Below are 18,366 nucleotides of genomic sequence, written 5' to 3'. Positions count from 1 at the left end.
TATAACAGAATGACAATAGTCAAAGTAAATATAAAAGGAGCAACGTCATAAAGTTAACACTTTAATGACATCACTCCATCATTTATTATAAAATTTAAGCTGAATATTGTCTGCGCTGGTTTTCAATCCATACACGCATCGAGCGGTATAGTATCGTCACGACAACAATCATCATAATTCCTTTAACAATATTAAACGGTAAAATACCCAATACGATCGTTTCGTACATATTATATTCGAAGCCTAGTAAGTACGTATACAACGGCAGGAACGCCACGTAGTTTAATGCCGCCATTCCCAGTGACATTACAACTGTAGAAATAACTAAGCCTGTCATTAACCCTTTTGCAGAAGGGAATTTTTTATAAATATAGTAAGCTGGTAAAATGAATAACACACCTGTAGCGAAGTTCGCCATATGACCTACCGGAATTCCTTCAGGAGCCCCTGTGTAAATCCAGTCAAGCACATTTTTAACAAGTTCAACTAAAATACCCGCAACAGGTCCCATTGTAATTGCCGCAATCAATGCTGGCACATCACTGAAATCAATTTGTAAAAACACTGGGAACCATGGTAGTGGGAAGTTTAACAACATTAGTACAAATGAAACCCCACTCAGCATTGCGATTGTTACGAATGACCGTAACTTCAAACTTCTTTTTTGCATATAAATCTCTCCTCTTTGCTGATTCCATCTCGCAAGAAGAAAGGACGTATCAAATCATTTCATGAAAAAACCCCTATGCTAAAAATAGAGCATAAGGGAGAAATAGGCACACTTAAATAAAGGGTCTATCTGTGCATTTGCAGCCATTCCTGTTTTTTGTATACGAAAAATATTCCGTTAACAAATAAGGAATTAGAAATAAGTACTGCAAAGCACGGCATTTTCAAAAATGACGACCGTACCTTCACCTTCTCCCATCCAGACTATACTGTCGGCTTTGGAATTGCACCAAATCCTGCACACAAAAAGTGGCTCGCGGGCTCGAAAAGTTCGACATAACTTCCTCCAAGTAAATGGTCAGAGGTTATAACTTTTATTACCGCCGGTCGGGAGTTACACCCTGCCCCGAAGATGAATCAATATGAAATTATGTAGCAATTACCTTGCTATAATTATTATTATATCTAAAAAAAAGGAATTGTAAAGCCCATTGCTTACAATTCCTAGTAAAATTATTTGAATTATTGAAATTCATAGTGAATTCGGTTTGCCGCAATCGGCTTCTCTAATCGTTTTGTGAAGTCAAAACCGCCCCATTGTTCCTGTACGATATTCTTAAATTTAACCTGTTTATCAAAACTTGCCGCTGTCATGATTAATCCTTCAATCATGCGCATTGCTTGAGCAGGTTCATAATTTTCCAAGTTTAAAGGCTCTTCAAATGTAATCGTAACGATTGACTCAGTGTCTTGCACTTTCAAATAGACGCCCGGCAATATAACCGTTCTGTATATATCATTCGCTTCCACCGTCATATTTTTTATTGCTTCTTCCACATTTGTAAAGCTCATCCGGAAATTCGGACTTAAATAGACCGCCCCATTCCGCATCTGATACATAAAATAATTATATTGAGCGTTCTCATCATTTAATAAAAACGGCTCATTTACATCGCCTACATGATCAAAGTAAATCGGTTTTCCGGACGTATTTTCAATTTTCACTTCCGTATATGCGTCGCTGAAAGTATCGACAAGGGAACCGAGATAATTTGATAAGGACGCTGTTCCGGCATCATATTGGTGATCTTCCGGTAGCGTATGAACAAGCCTGTTCTCTTCTTCTCGCAATTCACCCTTGTACGGATGATATTCGTTGAACCCGAGTGACTGCTCATCAAGCAATGGACCGAATGTTTTATAAAGTTCCAGTTTCGACGGATTTTCTTTACCCGTTTTTTCGGCAACAACTTCATTTGGAATCAATATGCTCACAGGTACACTTTCTGCATCATCCCCTGCAAGGCCAATTTCAAATAATGTGTTGTCCGCGAGCTCATTTTCATAGACCAATGTTTGCTCCGGTTGTGCTTCCGTCGAGAAACTGTTGATCATGGCGCGCTCGGTTTGTGTGGACGCATCTTCCTTCGCACTCATCGTCATATTCTCTTCCGAATCCGGAGTAGCAAGATCGAATGCTTCATTCTGCATAGTAACCGAATCATTGTTACCTATAAACTGTGCACTGATTAAAACAATTATAAATATGGACGCGATCGAAACGAATAATGGTGCCCAGCGAATACCTTTTTGATTGTTTTGCTGTATGTGAGGCGGATCTTCATTAAATACCCCTTCATCCTTTAAACGATTAAATACTTCATCTTTTGAACGATGATCGGTTACTTTCGGTGCTTTTTTCAGAAAAAGTTCAATCTCTTTTTCATCCCATTGCTCCTTTTTCATAATGGATTCGCCTCCCTTCCTTCTTGCGCTTCCAATAGCACCCTCAAATTTTTCAAAGCACGGTGTTGTGTCGTTTTCACTTTTCCGGTCGTCCATCCTAATATTTCAGCTGTTTCCTGAATTGAAAGTTCCTGAATAAACCGCATAATAATCACCATTTTCTGATCTCCTGAACATTCTTCCAATGCAACCAGCAATTGATGAAGCTGATCATTTAATTCGGTAAATTGTTCAGGTGAAGGGACCGGGCTTACGAGTTGCTCTGTCTCCCAGTCAAACGCTGTAAATGCATGCTTATCACGGACTTGTTTTTTTCTGAAATAATCGATCGCCACATTTTTTGCTATTGAAAACAGCCAAGTTTTTTCGGTACTTTTCCCTTCGAAACGGTCGTATGATTTTAATACACGAACGTATACTTCATGGGCAAGATCCTCAGCTGCCGTTCGATTTTTTACTAAGTAAAACAAGAAATTAAACACATCCTGATGATACGTATCGTATAACCGATGGAAAATGGATTGCTGCACCCATCCCACCTCCATTCACGTAATTTGTCGTATCCGAAACAAAAAAGTTACATTAATCATCTGTTTGCGAACGAACTAATCAATTAAAAAGAAAAGTCTATCACTTTGAACGATTCAAAATGATAAACTTTTCGTACTCATAAATCCATTACCCCATTAAATTAAGATAATGGCAAGTAAAATGTAAAGGTTGTTCCTTGCTGTTCCACACTATCGACAGAAATTCTGCCGTTATGCGCTTCCACAATGTTCTTTGTAATGGCCAAGCCTAAGCCCGTTCCACCTTTCGAACGCGTACGTGCTTTATCAGCTTTGTAAAACCGTTCGAATACATATGGCAAATCATCTTGGGGAATGCCCTGCCCTGTATCCTTAATTTGAAACTTTGCATAATTTTGCTCATTAGTCATGGAAACAGTTACTGATCCATCGGCAGGTGTATGGCGAATCGCATTGTCGATCAGGTTCGTTAACACTTGTTCGATGCGGTCCTCATCAATCGAAATAAGGGTATCATCCGAAAAGTCTGTTTCAATTAGCAGTTGCACATGTTTTTCTTTCGCTGTCTGGTCAAACTTATGTGTCATTCGTTCAATAACCGCAACTAACGGAACGTCTTCCTTATACAGGGTCATATGTCCAGATTCCATCCGCGCCAAGTCAAGCAAATCTGTTACGAGACGGCTCATACGCTGTGATTCATCATATATTACCCGAATCATATCAATACGTTCTTCTTCCGTTGTCACAACCCCATCAATAATTGCCTCAGAATAGCCTTGGAGCATGGCAATTGGTGTCCGGAGCTCATGTGAAACATTGGCGATGAAATCCGATTTAAGCTTTTCCAGTTTTGTCTCTTCGGTTTTATCTCGTATAACAGCGACCGCACCACGTATTGTATCCCTGCTGTAAAGGGGACTAATTGTTATACTGTAATAGGATTTTCCCATTTCAAACTCTTCGTCCAGCTGATCTTCAAAATTCAATACATGATCAAGCATTTGATAAAGTTCATCCGGTATTGGTTTTGAACTATCCAACCCGTTTTCAACGAACCATTTTTGCAGTAGTCGTTCAGCAGGGGGATTGCTCACTAAAATCGTTTTATCGCGATTGAATGTAATCACGGAATCGGTCATTGATGTTAAAATGCTCGATAGTTGTTCTTTTTCCTGGTTGATTACTTCCAAATGATGCTTCAATTGGCGGCCCATCTGGTTGAATGCAACGGCAAGCTGACCAATTTCATCGTTTTGCTTCGTTTCAATCTTCGAATCGAATCGGCCCTTTGCCAATTCAAATGCATGCTCTCTCATTTTACGCAATGGAAGCGTGATTTTAGAAGAAAGGAAAAATGCAAAAATTGTCGTCAATATAAATGCGATAGCTGCCGCTAAAACAACAATTTTTGTCGTTTCATTACTCGTCTGGTGTAATGCATCGGGATTTTTGTATATAAAGACGGCCCCATGTAAATCTTCCACACTTTTCAGCGGGAAACCTAATACAATATAATTGGAGCTGCTCGTTTCTTCCCGATTTGAAGGCAGCGTCAGTTCCTTTACTATCGGCTCTGAAGATGCATATACTTCTTCAAATGCTTTACTGCTAATAATTTTTTTCTGTATTTCTTCTTTATTGATGCCTTCTTGTCTTGCATACAATATTTCATCTGAACTTTTGGCGATCAGTACATTGGTCGTTTCCGTTAACAGCTCCGAAATGATCGCAAACTGTTTATCATCAATTTCTTCCTCATCGATAATACTCGCAATAGCTGCGGCTGTTTGCCTTAATGAAGCCTCGGACTGTTCGTTATGATAATTTTCAAGAAACTCCAACATGAAAATGGTGAAAATAAACAGGACAAATGAAACGAGAAGCAAAATGGTTACCCATAGCTTCCCGACAATACTTGTTGCTATTCTAATCATTTACAACCTCGAATTTATAGCCTACTCCCCAAACCGTAACAATCATTTTTGCTGCATTTTCAGAGACACGGTTCAGTTTTTCACGCAGACGCTTTACATGTGTATCCACTGTGCGCAGATCACCAAAGAAATCATAATGCCATACTTCTTTTAATAATTGCTCACGGTCGAATACTTTATCCGGTGCCTTCGCCAAAAAGTATAATAATTCGTATTCTTTCGGTGTTAAATTTACTTCTGTTCCATCTGCCGTTACGCGATGCGCATCATGGTCGATTGTTAAATGCGGGAACACAACCAAATCCTTCGAAGATGAAGCATTGGAAACAGGTGCAAACACTGCTGAACGTCGTAATATCGCTTTCACACGGAGCACGACTTCACGCGGACTAAAAGGTTTCACAATATAATCATCCGCACCAAGTTCAAAACCTTGTACACGGTTTGCTTCTTCACCTTTTGCCGTCAACAATATAATAGGCGTTGTTTTCTTTTCACGCAGTTCAGCACAAACTTCCAAACCATCTTTTTCAGGCATCATAATATCCAACAAAATACAATGATAATCTTTTTCAAGCGCCATCGAAAGTGCTTGTTCTCCATTTTCCGCTTCTTCTACTGTATAGCCCTCACGCTCTAAATACATTTTTAACAAACGACGAATTCGATCCTCGTCATCCACAATTAACACAGAAATATTTTCAGACACTGGTGTTGCCCCTTTCAAACTCTATTTCTCTTCTCTATTGTACCTTTTTAGTACACGATTGAAAAGAAAAGCCCAATCATTCCGATTGAACTTTTCTAACTTTATGACAGTTTATTTATTATTTTGCATAGAATTGGAAACTATCAACCTAGCTTTCATGATAGTTTAAAAAGCAAATTGTTGTCACATTATGCATAAGAATGTAATCCGGCGATAACTAGATTTACTACGACCAAATTGAACAAAATAATAAGGAAACCAATTACCGTAAGCCATGCACTCTTTCTTCCTTCCCAGCCTTTTGACAAGCGAAGGTGTAAAAATGCTGCATAAAACAGCCATGTAATAAGTGCCCATACTTCTTTCGGATCCCAGCCCCAGAACCGGCCCCATGCTTCCTGGGCCCAAATCATCGCAAAAATAAGTGCGCCCAATGTAAAAATCGGGAAAGCAATCAAGATTGAACGGTAAGCGATTTCATCCATCAGCGTCGAGTTTACCCGTTTCACTAATGGCTGGAACATTTTCGCAATCTTTCTTCTAAAGATCAGTTGAATCAATATATAAATGATTGTACCAAATAGAACAGACCAGAAAACGGTAGTAAGTTTTCGTGCGTCGATCAATGCCGGCAACTCAAATAATGGTGTCATACGGTCTTCAGACAGTTCGACATATTCATTCATACCGAAAATAGCCGGCATCAAATATGTTGAAGTACTCACTTGATCCAATGTATCAACGTATTCATACTTCGCTTCATAATCCATCGCGCTGAATGTAACTGTTGCCGCAACGAAACCTACAACCAATACACAGCAGAACATGACTGTTTCCAGCCAAAAACTCTCTTTTGAGCGCTCGTCCATATTCACATTTCTCAGCAAGTATATAAGTCCGGCTACCGCACTAATTCCAAAAATCGACTGGCCTAATGCTGCAGTCGTCACATGGATTGTCAGCCAATGACTTTGCAGTGAAGGTACTAATGGACTTACTTCTGTCGGGAACATAGAGGCATAGGCAATAATCAATAATGCAATTGGTAAAGCAACAACACCTAATGCCGCAACTTTATACGTAAAGTAAATGACGATAAACGACAGTACGATGAACATACCGAATGCTGTCGTAAATTCGAACATATTACTAACCGGTGCATGTCCTGTATACATCCAGCGCGTAATGAAATAGCCTAACTGTGCAACAAAACCGATAATAGTAACAATAAGGGCAATTTTACCGTATTTATCTGCCCGTGCTGCAGCCGTGTCATTTTTCACTTTGATTGCGCCTGCAAATAAAAATGTACCTACTAAGTAAGAAATGAATGCAGCATACAGTAAATAACCGCTTAAATCGATTAAACTCATAAGGTTTTACCATCCTTTTCTGTTTCAACATGTTCATTGTTTTCTATTTCCTGTTGATCTACGTATTGCGGTAAATGAGCATGCTTCGTTAATGAATCTAAGTCTTTTTTCATACTAAACCAGTTTTTATTCGTATGTGCTGCCAGACGTATTGTTCCATCCGCCATCTGTTCAATCCATATACGGCGATGATTCCAGTAGGAACCGATTGCAACACCTATCATAAAGATAATACCCCCTACGATTAAAATAGGGATTGTCCGATCATATCGGACCGTTAAACCTGACATATGGCGTGTTTCCACATTCGAAAACTTCATCTTATAAATATTGTCACCTTCAGGCTCCAGTGTTTGCTGGATCGCAACAAAGCTTGTCTCTCCTTCTGGTGTTTCGGGAGTAATCATTTTAAAAATAAATGCCGGATTATTCGGTGTCTGGGTCGCGGTTTGCGGTACACCTTCTTTAAAACCTGAAAAGTCCGGATAAAAACCCATTAATTCAACTTGTGCGCCATTTTCGAGCATATACACTTCCTGCGGGTTTGTTAAATCAATGCTAATTTGACCAAGCGATTGTTCCGTTTCCTTATTCGTCAAATCAAACACCATTGTTCTAATCTCATTTAAACGGAAATCCATCTGATAAAATGCATACCCCTCATGCTTGAGTGGATGGTTTACCTGAATTCCATATTGCTTCACTTCTTCCAGGTTTTCCGCCTGTCCCGGCACACTGTTTTCTTTCTGTTTATACAATGTCACGTCTGTCTGGAAGTTTTTCGCGACTACATTGACACCTTGTTTGATCTGCTCGCCCTGCGGAACATTATCGTATGTTTCCAGAATAAATTTATCATTTTTCAGGAAGTACCCGTCCATTCCCGGTACGGCACGTGTCTCGCCTTCACGAAGCCACATCGATTCATCCACGTACATGCCCGGTACTAAATGGAGCATGACCCCAATTATAAAGACAATTAATCCAACATGGTTTACGTAGGCACCATAGCGGGAAAAACGTCCGCGTTCCGCTAAAATGGAATCGTCTTCACGTCTGACATTGTATTTTAATTTTTTTAATGATTGTTCAACGAGCTGGAGCGTTTGTTCAGGCGTTTCCGTTGGTTTCCCCTCACCAATAATTCGCTGACGCTTCATAAAATTTGTATGTCGTTTAACTCGTTGGTTTTTCAAAGATTTATGTAATGGAATACCTCTATCTATACTTGCAATAATAATGGACACGCCTAACATTAATACAAGTAATTGGAACCATAAGGATGAATAAAGATCCGATAAACCTAACGCGTAGTATATTTCACCGAACCATCCATAAACATCAGAATAGTACTTTTCCTTTTCCGCGTCAGTCGCTACGCTTATGTAGAACTCCTGAGGCAGGATTGTACCAATTGATGCTGCTATTAAATTGATAATAATGAGTGTAATTCCGACTTTCACACTTGAGAAAAAATTCCAAACCTTGTCAATAATTGACTTATTATAAGTTTTTGAACGTATGGCTGACCCTTCGTACCGCATATCTGCAATTTTTTTGCTTTTTTCTTCTGCGGATAATGGAGAACCGCATTTTTGGCAGAGTGTTGTACCTTCAGGATTTTCATGCCCGCATTCACAAAGTAATTTATTCATTGCGTAAAAACTCCTATTCCGGCTTTATTGACTCCATATATTGCACAATTTCTCCTTCGGTCATTTCTCCAGTAATAATACGGTCTATTGTACCGTCGGGTTTAATGAAAATTGATGTAGGCAGGGGTCCAATATTATAGGCAGTGAAAACACTCTTCGTTTTATCGATCGCAACCGGGAACGTCATCCCCATATTTGCCACATATTTTTTTACTTCGAATTCAGACTGTGCGAAGTTAACGGCGATAATTTGAACATCCTGGTCCTTAAATTCCGCATATTGACGCGTCATTGCAGGGAATTCACGTTCACACGGCTCACACCATGTGCCCCAGAAGTTCAGTACGACACCCTTTCCCTCGTAGTCTTTCAATCTATGTTTTTTTCCATGTAAATCTACTACTTCAAAATCAGGCGCCTGTGCCCCGGCTTGTACAATATTTATTTTATCTTTCGTTACGGCAGCGTATACTGTATATCCGATTGCGATTGCTAAAATGGTTAAAATGATGCCGCGAGTCACAGAACGTTGTTTCTTTTTATCCAAATAAAAAACCCCCTTCCACTTCAGCAAGTACTGTTGCCTATTATAGCAAATTATTACAAAATTTAAATTCTTTTCTTTTAGAATGAATTATGAATCGTATAATCTTTTTAATTGTTATACTCAATTTTTCCTGTTTCGGCTAATACACGCAGTAGTTTTACTTCATGTTTTGTCAGCTGACGGTATTCGCCCGGGCTAAGACCTGTTAAATCCAGGAATGCAAAGCGCTCACGTTTTAATTTCACAACAGGTGTACCGATAGCTTCGAACATACGGCGGACTTGACGATTTCGCCCTTCGTGGATCGTAATCTCACAAATTGCTTTTCCGGCCTTCTCATCAAAGCTCGTCATGCTTACTTTTGCAGGAGCTGTTTTTCCGTCTTCCAGCTTAATTCCATTCTGCAATTTCATTAAACCTTGTTTTGTTGGAATCCCTTTAACGCGTGCAATATACGTTTTGTCTATTTTGAATTTCGGATGTGTCATCAAGTTAGAAAACTCGCCGTCATTCGTTAATAGCAATAATCCTGTCGTATCATAATCTAAACGTCCTACAGGGAAAATTCGCTGATGGACATGTTTTTTAAAAATATCCGTTACTGTTTTTCGCCCTTTATCATCGGTAACTGCCGAAATATAGGCACGTGGTTTATATAGCAGGAAATATACTTTATCTTCTTTTTCAAGTTTTACGCCTTCTACTTCAATCGTGTCCGAGTTGGATACTTTTGTACCAAGCTCTTTAACTACGACTCCATTTACTTTTACTTTACCTTCTACGATTAATTGCTCTGCTTTACGTCGTGATGCAACGCCTGCATAGGCAATCACTTTTTGTAATCTTTCCATAAGTTCACCTCATTGATTGATAAACTGCAAAGACGCATACTTCTTCAGCATTCGCCCTTGCAACTTTCGTTTACTGCTCTGTTAATAATATAATATTGCTGCAATCCACAATTACGAGCGAAAAATAAATCCTTAACGAATAAAAATTATGTCATACTTTCAGAACTTAATCAATTATGCCTCCATGACATCCCCCGGGGGCTTAACTTCAACCCTGAAGTTAAAGATATTTCTTTTTTGGGATTATTTTACGGTAACTAGTTTTGATGATACGAGATTTTCATCTGCGTATAAAAGCCATACGCCTCGATCCGAACCTTTCAGTCGCGAAACTTTGACAATATGTTCAAAGTTCGGGCGTTCTTTCTTATGAAGCAGCATTTGGAACGGTTCATCCAACTCGATTGCCAATCCGTTCGCATTATATTTTCCCTTTTTCACAATCGTTTGCTGTTCAAAGTTTTTGTCGATGAAATCCGCCAAGTTCCGGTGGATATTCCAATCATTTCCTTCATTAATAGTAACGACTACAAATGATTTTTGTTCCCGTTCAAAGTAAGTTGCCAATGTTCGTCCAGCAACTTTTGTATAGCCTGTTTTTCCTGCGATGGCTCCAACCTTCTCGTGCATGAGTCTGTGCTTATTTCTCCACTGTCTGCCATCCGAAAAATTTTGTGTAGAGGCAATTTTTCTGAACTGTGGATTCATCATCGCTATTTGCAGCATTTTTGCCGTATCGTAGGCAGAGGATAGGTGGGCTTCATTGTGCAGCCCTGTAGGATTTGTAAAAGTTGTTTCATGCAATTCATAAAGCTCTGCCTTCTCGTTCATAAGCTGAACAAAACCTTCCACAGATCCTCCAACATGTTCTGCCAGCGCAACAGCAGCATCATTTCCCGATTGCATCATTAAACCATGAAGCAAGTAATCGATCGTATACGTCTCATTTTCCAGTAGATAGATCGAGGAGCCTTCCACGAGCGACGCTTCCTTCGAAACCACTACCTCATCGGTAAGCTTGCTATTTTCCAAAACAACGAGGGCCGTCCAGATTTTTGTCAGGCTGGCAATCGGCAGGCGTGCATGTTCATTCACACCCATTAATGTCCGTCCATTTTCCGCATCGATAACAACATAGCTATTATACGCTGCCCGAGTTTGTGACGAACCACTCAAAAATACGAACAATACAACAATAGAAACAAACCACTTTTTCAACAGGCCACTCCTTTAATTTTGGTTAAATGTTTCCTGGAACTTCGTTAAAAATAAATCGGTCGGCTGATCATCTTCCTGATCGACTTCTTCCGGTAATGGCGGCAATTCTTTAATGTTTTTCAGGCCAAAATAATTCAGGAATTCTTTTGTTGTTCCATATAAGATTGCCCGTCCTGTACCTTCCGCCCTACCGACTTCCTGTACAAGCGCCCTTGAAACGAGTGTCGCAATCGGGCGTTCGCTTTTCACCCCTCGCAGATCTTCCACTTCCGCGCGCGTGATTGGCTGCTTATACGCGATAATTGCCAGAACCTCTAATGAAGCTGCGGTTAATACTTGATTTGTCGGGTTTTCAATTAGTTTTTTCAACGTGTCGGTCACTTCCGGTTTTGTTGTCAGCTGATATGTACCGGCAAGCTGTTTTAATGTGATCCCCCGCATTTCCTCCTCATTGTAATGAGACAGAAGCTCGCTCAATCCCGCTTCAATATCCATTGGTTCCACTTCTATATATTGTGCAAGTTGTTTAACGGTCATACCTTCATCACCAGCTACGAATAATAGTGCCTCAATTCGGCTCAGTAAGTTGTTCGAATTCATCATTGATCTCCTCTTTTGTCAATAATACAGATAAATCATCGAAGTTATTTTGCTGTTCGACAAATATCACTTGGCGCTTCATCAATTCCAGTAATGTTAAAAATGTCAATACTAGCATCGGCTTATCCTCTGCTTCAAACAATTGCGAGAACATTACTCTTCCGCCTGCATTTTTTAGAATGTTCACAACGGAACGCATTTGTTCCTTTACCGAAATTTCCTGCCTTGCGATGCGCGTTGATAACGGTTTTTTCAACTGTTTACGACGCATTAGTTTTTGAAACGCACTTAACATATCGTAAACATTTACATTTTGATCAAATAGCGCTAATTGTTCTTCCGGCATAAATTCCGACAAGTCCGCCGGTGCTTTTGTGAACACTTGGCCGCGTTCGGTTTCCAATTCCTGAAGTTGGACAGCTGCTTCTTTATATTTTTTATATTCAATTAAACGTGCAACAAGCTCTTCACGTGGGTCGACTTCATCGATTTCGAGCTCCTCTGCATCGATTTCATTTTCATTAATCGGAATGAGCATACGGCTTTTGATCGCCAATAATGTTGCGGCCATTACTAAATATTCGCTCGCTTCATTCAGTTCCAATGTTTGCATCGCATGGATGTGATCAATATACTGTTCTGTTAATTCCGCCATTGGAATATCATATATATCAATTTCCAAACGATGAATTAAATGCAATAATAAATCTAGCGGCCCGCTAAAGGCGTCTAGTTTCACTTCGTAAGACATAAAATACCACCTATCGTTATTCGGAAATTATCATTAGCACCTGATTCGCTATGATTATTTTACGTTTTGCCAGTTGCCTTATTCGTCAAAATTCAACAAAATACAGCAGAACCTGTCTAATTAGTATAGAGGAAAGGGGACAACAATGCATCCTTTGTTTCATCCACTATTTATCAATTATTGCGCTTATTTTAACGGCAATAATGACTATTTTGAATGCCATGAAGTTTTAGAAGAATATTGGAAGGAAATTGCACCAAAAGAAAAGCTCCATCCGTTAGTAGGTTATGTCCAGCTTGCGACAGGTATGTACCACTTTCGGCGGGCAAATGTAACCGGCGCTGCACGCATAATGGAAAAAGCGGTTGTTAACTTTGAGCTCAACCGCAGCAGTGAATTTTTCGAGTATATTGATGTAGATCAACTGCTTCATCTAATGAGGAACCTGCTCCGAAAAATGCAGGATAAAGAACCATTTGCACACTTTCCACTGCCTATTACCAACCAGCATTTGCAAGAGATCGTACAACAGAGAATAAAGGCGATTCCTATTATGGATTCACACTTTCTATTCAATAAACATATGCTTCGGGACCGGACAGAAATACTGGAAGCCAGAGAATTTAAAAAAAGAAGTCGACAGTAATTTAGTCGACTTCTTTTAATATAGGTATACATTTTTGGACAAATGCACTTGTATCTTCATTCGCTTGAATATGCACATATCCCATATTCTGCAGTTCATGCAGCATTTTTAATGCGACACCTTCACCGCGATACGACGGGATAACTGTAATATGCTGAACGATTGCCGTATCATTCTCTTCAGCAATCCCTATAGCCCCTACATATTCTTCCCCATCTTTCCATAAGAAGAGTGTCCAATTTTCATTTTGTTCATATTGTTGAATGGTTTCCATTAAGCGTTTAATGTCTTTTTCTTGTGGCATTAACGAAATTAATCCCATTGCAATTTTTTCAAGTGCTTTTTTATATCGAACTAACATTTTACATTCCCTCAATTCTACCATTGCACATCCTATCAAAAGTTTGACCGAAATGCAATAACACAATTTTCCAACGTTCAGTTTGAAAATTTGTAAATTAGCGGACTAATAATGTAAATAAACAACAGCGACCAAATCACAATTCCAATTAATAGACCGATACCCCATTTAGCTTGCTTGGATAATTTCAACGACTATTCACCCTTTGTTAATGTTAACGGCAAATCATTTGTCACTAAATCTTCATAACTTTCACGTTTGATCGCTAATTGGTGCTCTCCATTTTCAACGAATACAACGGCCGGTCTTGGAACACGGTTATAGTTTGATGCCATCGAGTAACCGTATGCCCCTGTACAGAACATCGCTAAAATATCACCGGTATGTGCATTTTGCAAAGACGCATCAATAATTAACTTATCTCCTGACTCACATAGCTTACCTGCAACAGTGTATGTACTTGTTTTCGGGTCATTTGCTTTATTGGCAATAATCGCTTCATATTTTGCATCGTAAAGTGCTGGACGGATATTATCACTCATTCCGCCATCAACCGCAATATATTCACGCACATTTGGTACTGTTTTCTGAGAACCGATTGTGTACAGTGATGTACCTGCATCGCCAACTAATGAACGGCCTGGCTCAATCCAAATTTCCGGCATCGCTAAATTCAGCTTTTTACTTTCATCCTGAACTGTTCGAATCATATCCGCAACATATTCATGAGGTTCCAGAGGTTTGTCCTCTTCAGTATAACGTATTCCGAAGCCCCCGCCCAGGTTTAGTACTTGTGCAGCAAAACCATGCTGTTCTTTCCATTCACCCATTTTTTGCATTACTTTGCCCGCTGCCAAACTAAAGCCTTCTGTTTCAAAAATTTGAGAGCCGATGTGGCAATGTAAACCTAATAGCTCGATCTGTTCATCGTTTACTACTTGCTTAAATGCCTCATCAGCCTGTCCATTATTTAAGTCAAAGCCGAATTTCGAATCTGCTTGACCCGTTGTAATAAAATCATGTGTATGCGCTTCAACACCTGGTGTTACACGCAATAAAATTTTCATTTGCTGATTTTTCTGCTGTGCGATTTCTTTAATTAACGAAATCTCGTAAAAGTTATCGACTACAATACAACCGATTCCTGTTTCAAACGCCAATTCAAGTTCGGCAACCGATTTATTATTGCCATGGAAATGAATGCGATCTGCCGGGAATCCAGCTTTAATCGCTGTATATAGCTCTCCGCCCGATACTACATCCAGCGACAGGTTTTCCTGTGCAGCCAACTGATATGCCGCAACACATGCGAACGCTTTAGATGCATAGGCAACTTGCGCCTTGACGCCTAATTGTTCAAATGTATTGATAAAACCGCGTGAACGTTTACGAATTAACGCTGTATCATAAACAAATAACGGTGTTCCGTATTGTTTTGCTAACTCAATTGTATCTACCCCGCCAATTGTTAAATGACCGAGTTCATTAATTTGCTGTGTTCCATATAAATGCATCGTATTCTCCCCTGACTTTAGCTAATCCTCGCTAATATTCTCAAAAATCACAAAATATTATATGAGAACTTTAACATAGGTGTCAAAGTGATGCAATTCATGTTTATACACGTTTTCGCTTTTTTGCGTTCACGATAAATGGCCTTGGTGCATCTTCCGACATCGGTGTTCGAATAACAACTCGAGCGAATGCTTTCGGGAAGAACGGCACAAGCGGCCATAAATACGGCACATCCATCGGTTTTATTGAACATAAATAAGTGAAAATCAGGAATGCCCCAATAAAGAATCCATTAATTCCAAATAACGCTGTTGCGCTTAATAGAACTAAACGGAACACTTTCACCGAAATACTCAATTCGTAGTTTGGAATCGCAAATGTAAAAATTGCGGTAATCGCAGTATATAATACGATTTCACTTGAAAATAGTCCCACATCGATCGCAATTTGACCGATGATAATACCGGCGATTAATCCCATTGCGGTCGATAACGGGGTCGGTGTATGAATCGCAGCGATTCGCAAATATTCAATCCCGATATCCGCAAATAATATTTGCAGGAATATAGGAATTTCACCTTTCTCATTTATTCCGATAAACGCCAGCTTATCGGGGAGCAGCTCCGGATGTGTAACGATTAAATACCAGAATGGGAGTAAAAGAAAGCTTAAAATTACTGCTCCAAAACGCAGGAACCGCATTATTGTCCCGACTAACGGTGCCTGCCGGTATTCTTCCGCATGCTGCAGCAAATGGAACATGGTGACAGGGACGAGCATGACAGAAGGTGACGTATCGACCATAATCGCGATGTGTCCTTCTAAAATATGGGCAGCTACAATATCCGGCCGCTCCGTATAGCGGACAAACGGCAACGGATGATATTTTTGCTTAAACAGCCATTCCTCCAGCGATTTGTCACTCATCGTTAACCCATCATGATCAATTTCCTGAAGCCTTTCAATAATCCATTTCAAATGGTTATCATTTACTAGATCACTCAGATACGAAAGAACGATATCGGTTTGTCCATACGTCGTTACATGATGCATATGAAAACGCAGCTTTTCACTTCGAATCCGACGACGAATCAATGCCGTATTCAAAATAATATTTTCAGCAAAACCATCCCGCGAACCACGAATAACCTTTTCATTATCCGGTTCTTCCGGATTACGTCCCGGGTAATTCCGGAATTCCGCCAAATAACAATAACCGCTCTTCGTGACAAAGCCGACTCGGCCACTTAAAACTCCGAGCATAAAGTCATCAATCGATGATGCTAAATCTACTCCGAAGAAGTTGAAGTGGGCGTGAAAATAGTCCTGTTCATCCAGTATTTCTTCATCATCATTGTCCCGTTGTAGATCAGAGAGTATTTCCGTCAGACTGTCCCCATTGATAAGACCGCTCACATATACCGTTAATGTCGGTAAATTCTTTATCGTAATTTCCTTAATACATAAATCAAAGTTCTTTTCTGGTTCAAATTGCGAATTGAAGTAGCCTTCTGCAATTTTCATTGATGTAAAAAGCTGATTTGTCATTTTTTCACCGCTTATTCATATTTAGTCTAAAACACCATGGAGTAATAGCGGGTCGCTTAACCTATCTGCTTAATGTAGACTGATCCATCCATGATTTCAACTGGGCTAGTATTTTCTTTTCCAATCGTGATACTTGTACTTGTGAGATACCGAGACGATCGGCGATTTCCGTTTGGGTTAAATCCAGATAATAGCGGAAATAAATGATCGATTGTTCCCGCTTCCCTAGTCTCTTCAACATGTCTTTCAATGGAACATAATCAAATGCGAGCTCGGACTTATCGTCCCGCATCTGGTCCATTAATGTAATGGAATCTCCATCATTTTCAAAGAGCTGATCGTGCAAACTTGCCGGATCCCGCATCGCATCTGTTGCCAATAAAATATCTTCTTGTGAAACCTGCAAGATTTCCGCCAATTGTGCAACAGATGGAGGTTTTTCATTCGTTTTTAAATAGTCATCGGTCGCATGACGAATTTTGTAATTCAATTCCCGGATAGAACGACTTACCTTTACCATACCGTCATCTCTTAAAAAACGTTGAATCTCCCCAATAATCATCGGCACTGCATATGTGGAAAATTTCACTTCATAGGACAAGTCGAATTTATCAACCGATTTCATTAAGCCAATACAGCCAATTTGAAACAAATCTTCCAGTTCAACGCCCCTAGAAGCAAAACGTTGAACGATAGACCAAACAAGTCTAGTATTTCCTTCAATCATCGTTTTTCTCGCAACTTGATCACCTTGTTGTGACTTGGCGATTAGTTCACGCATATAAGCTTGCGTTAATAACGTTTCAGATGACTGCTCGATGTTCCCCATCCCCTTATTTCGTTATGTCACGAGTGTCCCTATTGGCAAAATTTGTTTTGTGAATGTTACGACTGTACCTTTTCCTAGTACGGATTCCACTTGCAGGAAATCAGAAAAACTTTCCATGATTGTAAAGCCCATTCCGGAACGTTCAAGCTCCGGTTTCGTTGTAAATAATGGCTCGCGTGCCTGTTCAATATCTTCAATTCCGCAACCTTCATCTTTAATTGTCACACTTACTTCCGAGCCGTAACGAACCGCATAAACCGTAATAATGCCATGCGGGTTATCGGCATAACCATGAATAATGGCATTCGATACAGCTTCCGATACGATTGTTTTACATTCCGATAGCTCTTCAATTGTCGGATCGAGTTGCGCCATAAAGCTTGTAACTGCAATACGGGCCAACCCTTCATTTTCACTGCGCGCCAAAAAAGTTAGCGTCATTTCGTTATCCATTGACAATCCCCCTCGCTGTGTGAAATAACTTGCTGTTCAGATGCAAATTGTATGAGATTTCCTAAACCGGAATACTGGAATATTTTCTGCATCGTTTTTGACGGATTTAACAAAATCGTTTGTCCATCGACAGCTCGGAGTTCTCGCATTCTGCCAAGCACTAACCCAATTCCGGAACTGTCCATAAAATGCAAATGCTCTAGATTCCAAACGAGTAATTTTACATTTCCTTGTAAAATAGCTTTCGATATATGTGTTCTCACTTTTTCTGTCTCATGATGATCCAGTTCGCCAAATAGTTGGACAATTAATACATCATTCGGATACATCGTTAAATTAAAGTTCACCTACATCGCCTCCTTCTTGCATGCAAATTCGGCAAGTTCAGAAAGAATCCTATCTAGCTGACAAAACTAGTGTTCATTCGT

General features: G+C 39.8%; 19 protein-coding genes and 1 riboswitch. Of the genes, 1 reads left to right on the top strand and 18 read right to left on the bottom strand.

The window, feature by feature from the left end; translation table 11 throughout:
* Positions 1 to 94: 94 nt before the first annotated feature.
* The 12 genes from MKZ25_RS06090 to MKZ25_RS06035 all read right to left on the bottom strand — a co-directional run bounded on the left by MKZ25_RS06090 (position 95) and on the right by MKZ25_RS06035 (position 12,586).
* The gene (locus tag MKZ25_RS06090; RefSeq protein ID WP_340800707.1) at positions 95 to 670 is read right to left on the bottom strand and encodes an ECF transporter S component; all 576 of its coding nucleotides are present in this window, start codon (positions 668 to 670) and stop codon (positions 95 to 97) included.
* Positions 671 to 912: 242 nt separating this feature from the next.
* A riboswitch (FMN riboswitch) is annotated at positions 913 to 1,087 on the bottom strand.
* Positions 1,088 to 1,191: 104 nt separating this feature from the next.
* On the bottom strand, positions 1,192 to 2,415 hold the full coding sequence (locus MKZ25_RS06085; RefSeq protein ID WP_340800706.1) for a hypothetical protein: 1,224 nt from the start codon (positions 2,413 to 2,415) through the stop codon (positions 1,192 to 1,194).
* Positions 2,412 to 2,945, bottom strand: a complete 534-nt coding sequence (locus MKZ25_RS06080; RefSeq protein ID WP_340800705.1) for an RNA polymerase sigma factor SigX — start codon at positions 2,943 to 2,945, stop codon at positions 2,412 to 2,414. The genes MKZ25_RS06085 and MKZ25_RS06080 overlap by 4 nt, the downstream gene beginning before the upstream one ends.
* Before the next feature lie 161 nt (positions 2,946 to 3,106).
* Positions 3,107 to 4,882: an ATP-binding protein gene (locus MKZ25_RS06075; RefSeq protein ID WP_340800704.1), complete on the bottom strand. Its 1,776-nt coding sequence runs from the start codon at positions 4,880 to 4,882 to the stop codon at positions 3,107 to 3,109.
* The gene (locus MKZ25_RS06070; RefSeq protein WP_340800703.1) at positions 4,875 to 5,591 is read right to left on the bottom strand and encodes a response regulator transcription factor; all 717 of its coding nucleotides are present in this window, start codon (positions 5,589 to 5,591) and stop codon (positions 4,875 to 4,877) included. The genes MKZ25_RS06075 and MKZ25_RS06070 overlap by 8 nt, the downstream gene beginning before the upstream one ends.
* A gap of 188 nt (positions 5,592 to 5,779) precedes the next feature.
* Positions 5,780 to 6,964 carry a c-type cytochrome biogenesis protein CcsB gene (ccsB, locus tag MKZ25_RS06065; protein WP_340800702.1) on the bottom strand — a complete coding sequence of 395 codons (1,185 nt, stop codon included), beginning with the start codon at positions 6,962 to 6,964 and terminating at the stop codon, positions 5,780 to 5,782.
* A complete protein-coding gene (locus MKZ25_RS06060; RefSeq protein ID WP_340800701.1) occupies positions 6,961 to 8,619 on the bottom strand; it encodes a cytochrome c biogenesis protein ResB in 1,659 nt (552 codons plus the stop codon). The genes ccsB and MKZ25_RS06060 overlap by 4 nt, the downstream gene beginning before the upstream one ends.
* A 13-nt stretch (positions 8,620 to 8,632) precedes the next feature.
* A complete protein-coding gene (gene resA, locus MKZ25_RS06055) occupies positions 8,633 to 9,166 on the bottom strand; it encodes a thiol-disulfide oxidoreductase ResA (protein WP_340800700.1) in 534 nt (177 codons plus the stop codon).
* Between the two features lie 107 nt (positions 9,167 to 9,273).
* Positions 9,274 to 10,017 (bottom strand): pseudouridine synthase, encoded by a 744-nt coding sequence (locus MKZ25_RS06050; protein WP_340800699.1) that lies wholly within the window; start codon positions 10,015 to 10,017, stop codon positions 9,274 to 9,276.
* Positions 10,018 to 10,260: 243 nt separating this feature from the next.
* Complete coding sequence (locus MKZ25_RS06045) at positions 10,261 to 11,235, bottom strand: D-alanyl-D-alanine carboxypeptidase family protein (RefSeq protein WP_340800698.1); 975 nt, start codon at positions 11,233 to 11,235, stop codon at positions 10,261 to 10,263.
* A gap of 12 nt (positions 11,236 to 11,247) precedes the next feature.
* Entirely contained in the window at positions 11,248 to 11,838 is a 591-nt protein-coding gene (scpB, locus tag MKZ25_RS06040) for an SMC-Scp complex subunit ScpB (RefSeq protein WP_251688973.1), read from the bottom strand.
* Entirely contained in the window at positions 11,804 to 12,586 is a 783-nt protein-coding gene (locus MKZ25_RS06035) for a segregation/condensation protein A (protein WP_251688975.1), read from the bottom strand. Before MKZ25_RS06035 ends, scpB begins: the two co-directional genes overlap by 35 nt.
* Before the next feature lie 145 nt (positions 12,587 to 12,731).
* On the opposite strand from MKZ25_RS06035, the gene MKZ25_RS06030 reads away from it, so the two are divergent.
* On the top strand, positions 12,732 to 13,232 hold the full coding sequence (locus MKZ25_RS06030) for a DUF309 domain-containing protein (protein WP_340800697.1): 501 nt from the start codon (positions 12,732 to 12,734) through the stop codon (positions 13,230 to 13,232).
* A gap of 1 nt (position 13,233) precedes the next feature.
* Here MKZ25_RS06030 and MKZ25_RS06025 read toward each other — a convergent pair whose 3' ends face one another.
* The 6 genes from MKZ25_RS06025 to spoIIAA all read right to left on the bottom strand — a co-directional run bounded on the left by MKZ25_RS06025 (position 13,234) and on the right by spoIIAA (position 18,285).
* Positions 13,234 to 13,593 (bottom strand): GNAT family N-acetyltransferase, encoded by a 360-nt coding sequence (locus MKZ25_RS06025; protein ID WP_340800696.1) that lies wholly within the window; start codon positions 13,591 to 13,593, stop codon positions 13,234 to 13,236.
* Positions 13,594 to 13,787: 194 nt separating this feature from the next.
* Complete coding sequence (lysA, locus tag MKZ25_RS06020; RefSeq protein WP_340800695.1) at positions 13,788 to 15,107, bottom strand: diaminopimelate decarboxylase; 1,320 nt, start codon at positions 15,105 to 15,107, stop codon at positions 13,788 to 13,790.
* 103 nt (positions 15,108 to 15,210) lie between these two features.
* Positions 15,211 to 16,656 (bottom strand): spore germination protein, encoded by a 1,446-nt coding sequence (locus MKZ25_RS06015; RefSeq protein WP_340800694.1) that lies wholly within the window; start codon positions 16,654 to 16,656, stop codon positions 15,211 to 15,213.
* Positions 16,657 to 16,717: 61 nt separating this feature from the next.
* Positions 16,718 to 17,485, bottom strand: a complete 768-nt coding sequence (locus tag MKZ25_RS06010) for a SigF/SigG family RNA polymerase sporulation sigma factor (protein ID WP_008408085.1) — start codon at positions 17,483 to 17,485, stop codon at positions 16,718 to 16,720.
* Between the two features lie 12 nt (positions 17,486 to 17,497).
* Positions 17,498 to 17,938, bottom strand: a complete 441-nt coding sequence (gene spoIIAB / locus MKZ25_RS06005; RefSeq protein WP_079525739.1) for an anti-sigma F factor — start codon at positions 17,936 to 17,938, stop codon at positions 17,498 to 17,500.
* The gene (gene spoIIAA, locus MKZ25_RS06000) at positions 17,923 to 18,285 is read right to left on the bottom strand and encodes an anti-sigma F factor antagonist (RefSeq protein ID WP_008408083.1); all 363 of its coding nucleotides are present in this window, start codon (positions 18,283 to 18,285) and stop codon (positions 17,923 to 17,925) included. Before spoIIAA ends, spoIIAB begins: the two co-directional genes overlap by 16 nt.
* Positions 18,286 to 18,366 lie beyond the last annotated feature (81 nt).

The organism is Solibacillus sp. FSL W7-1464 (assembly GCF_038004425.1).
Classification (GTDB): Bacteria; Bacillota; Bacilli; order Bacillales_A; family Planococcaceae; genus Solibacillus.
Note: the sequence above shows the minus strand (reverse complement) of the source record. Positions and strands in the feature narration are given on the sequence as shown.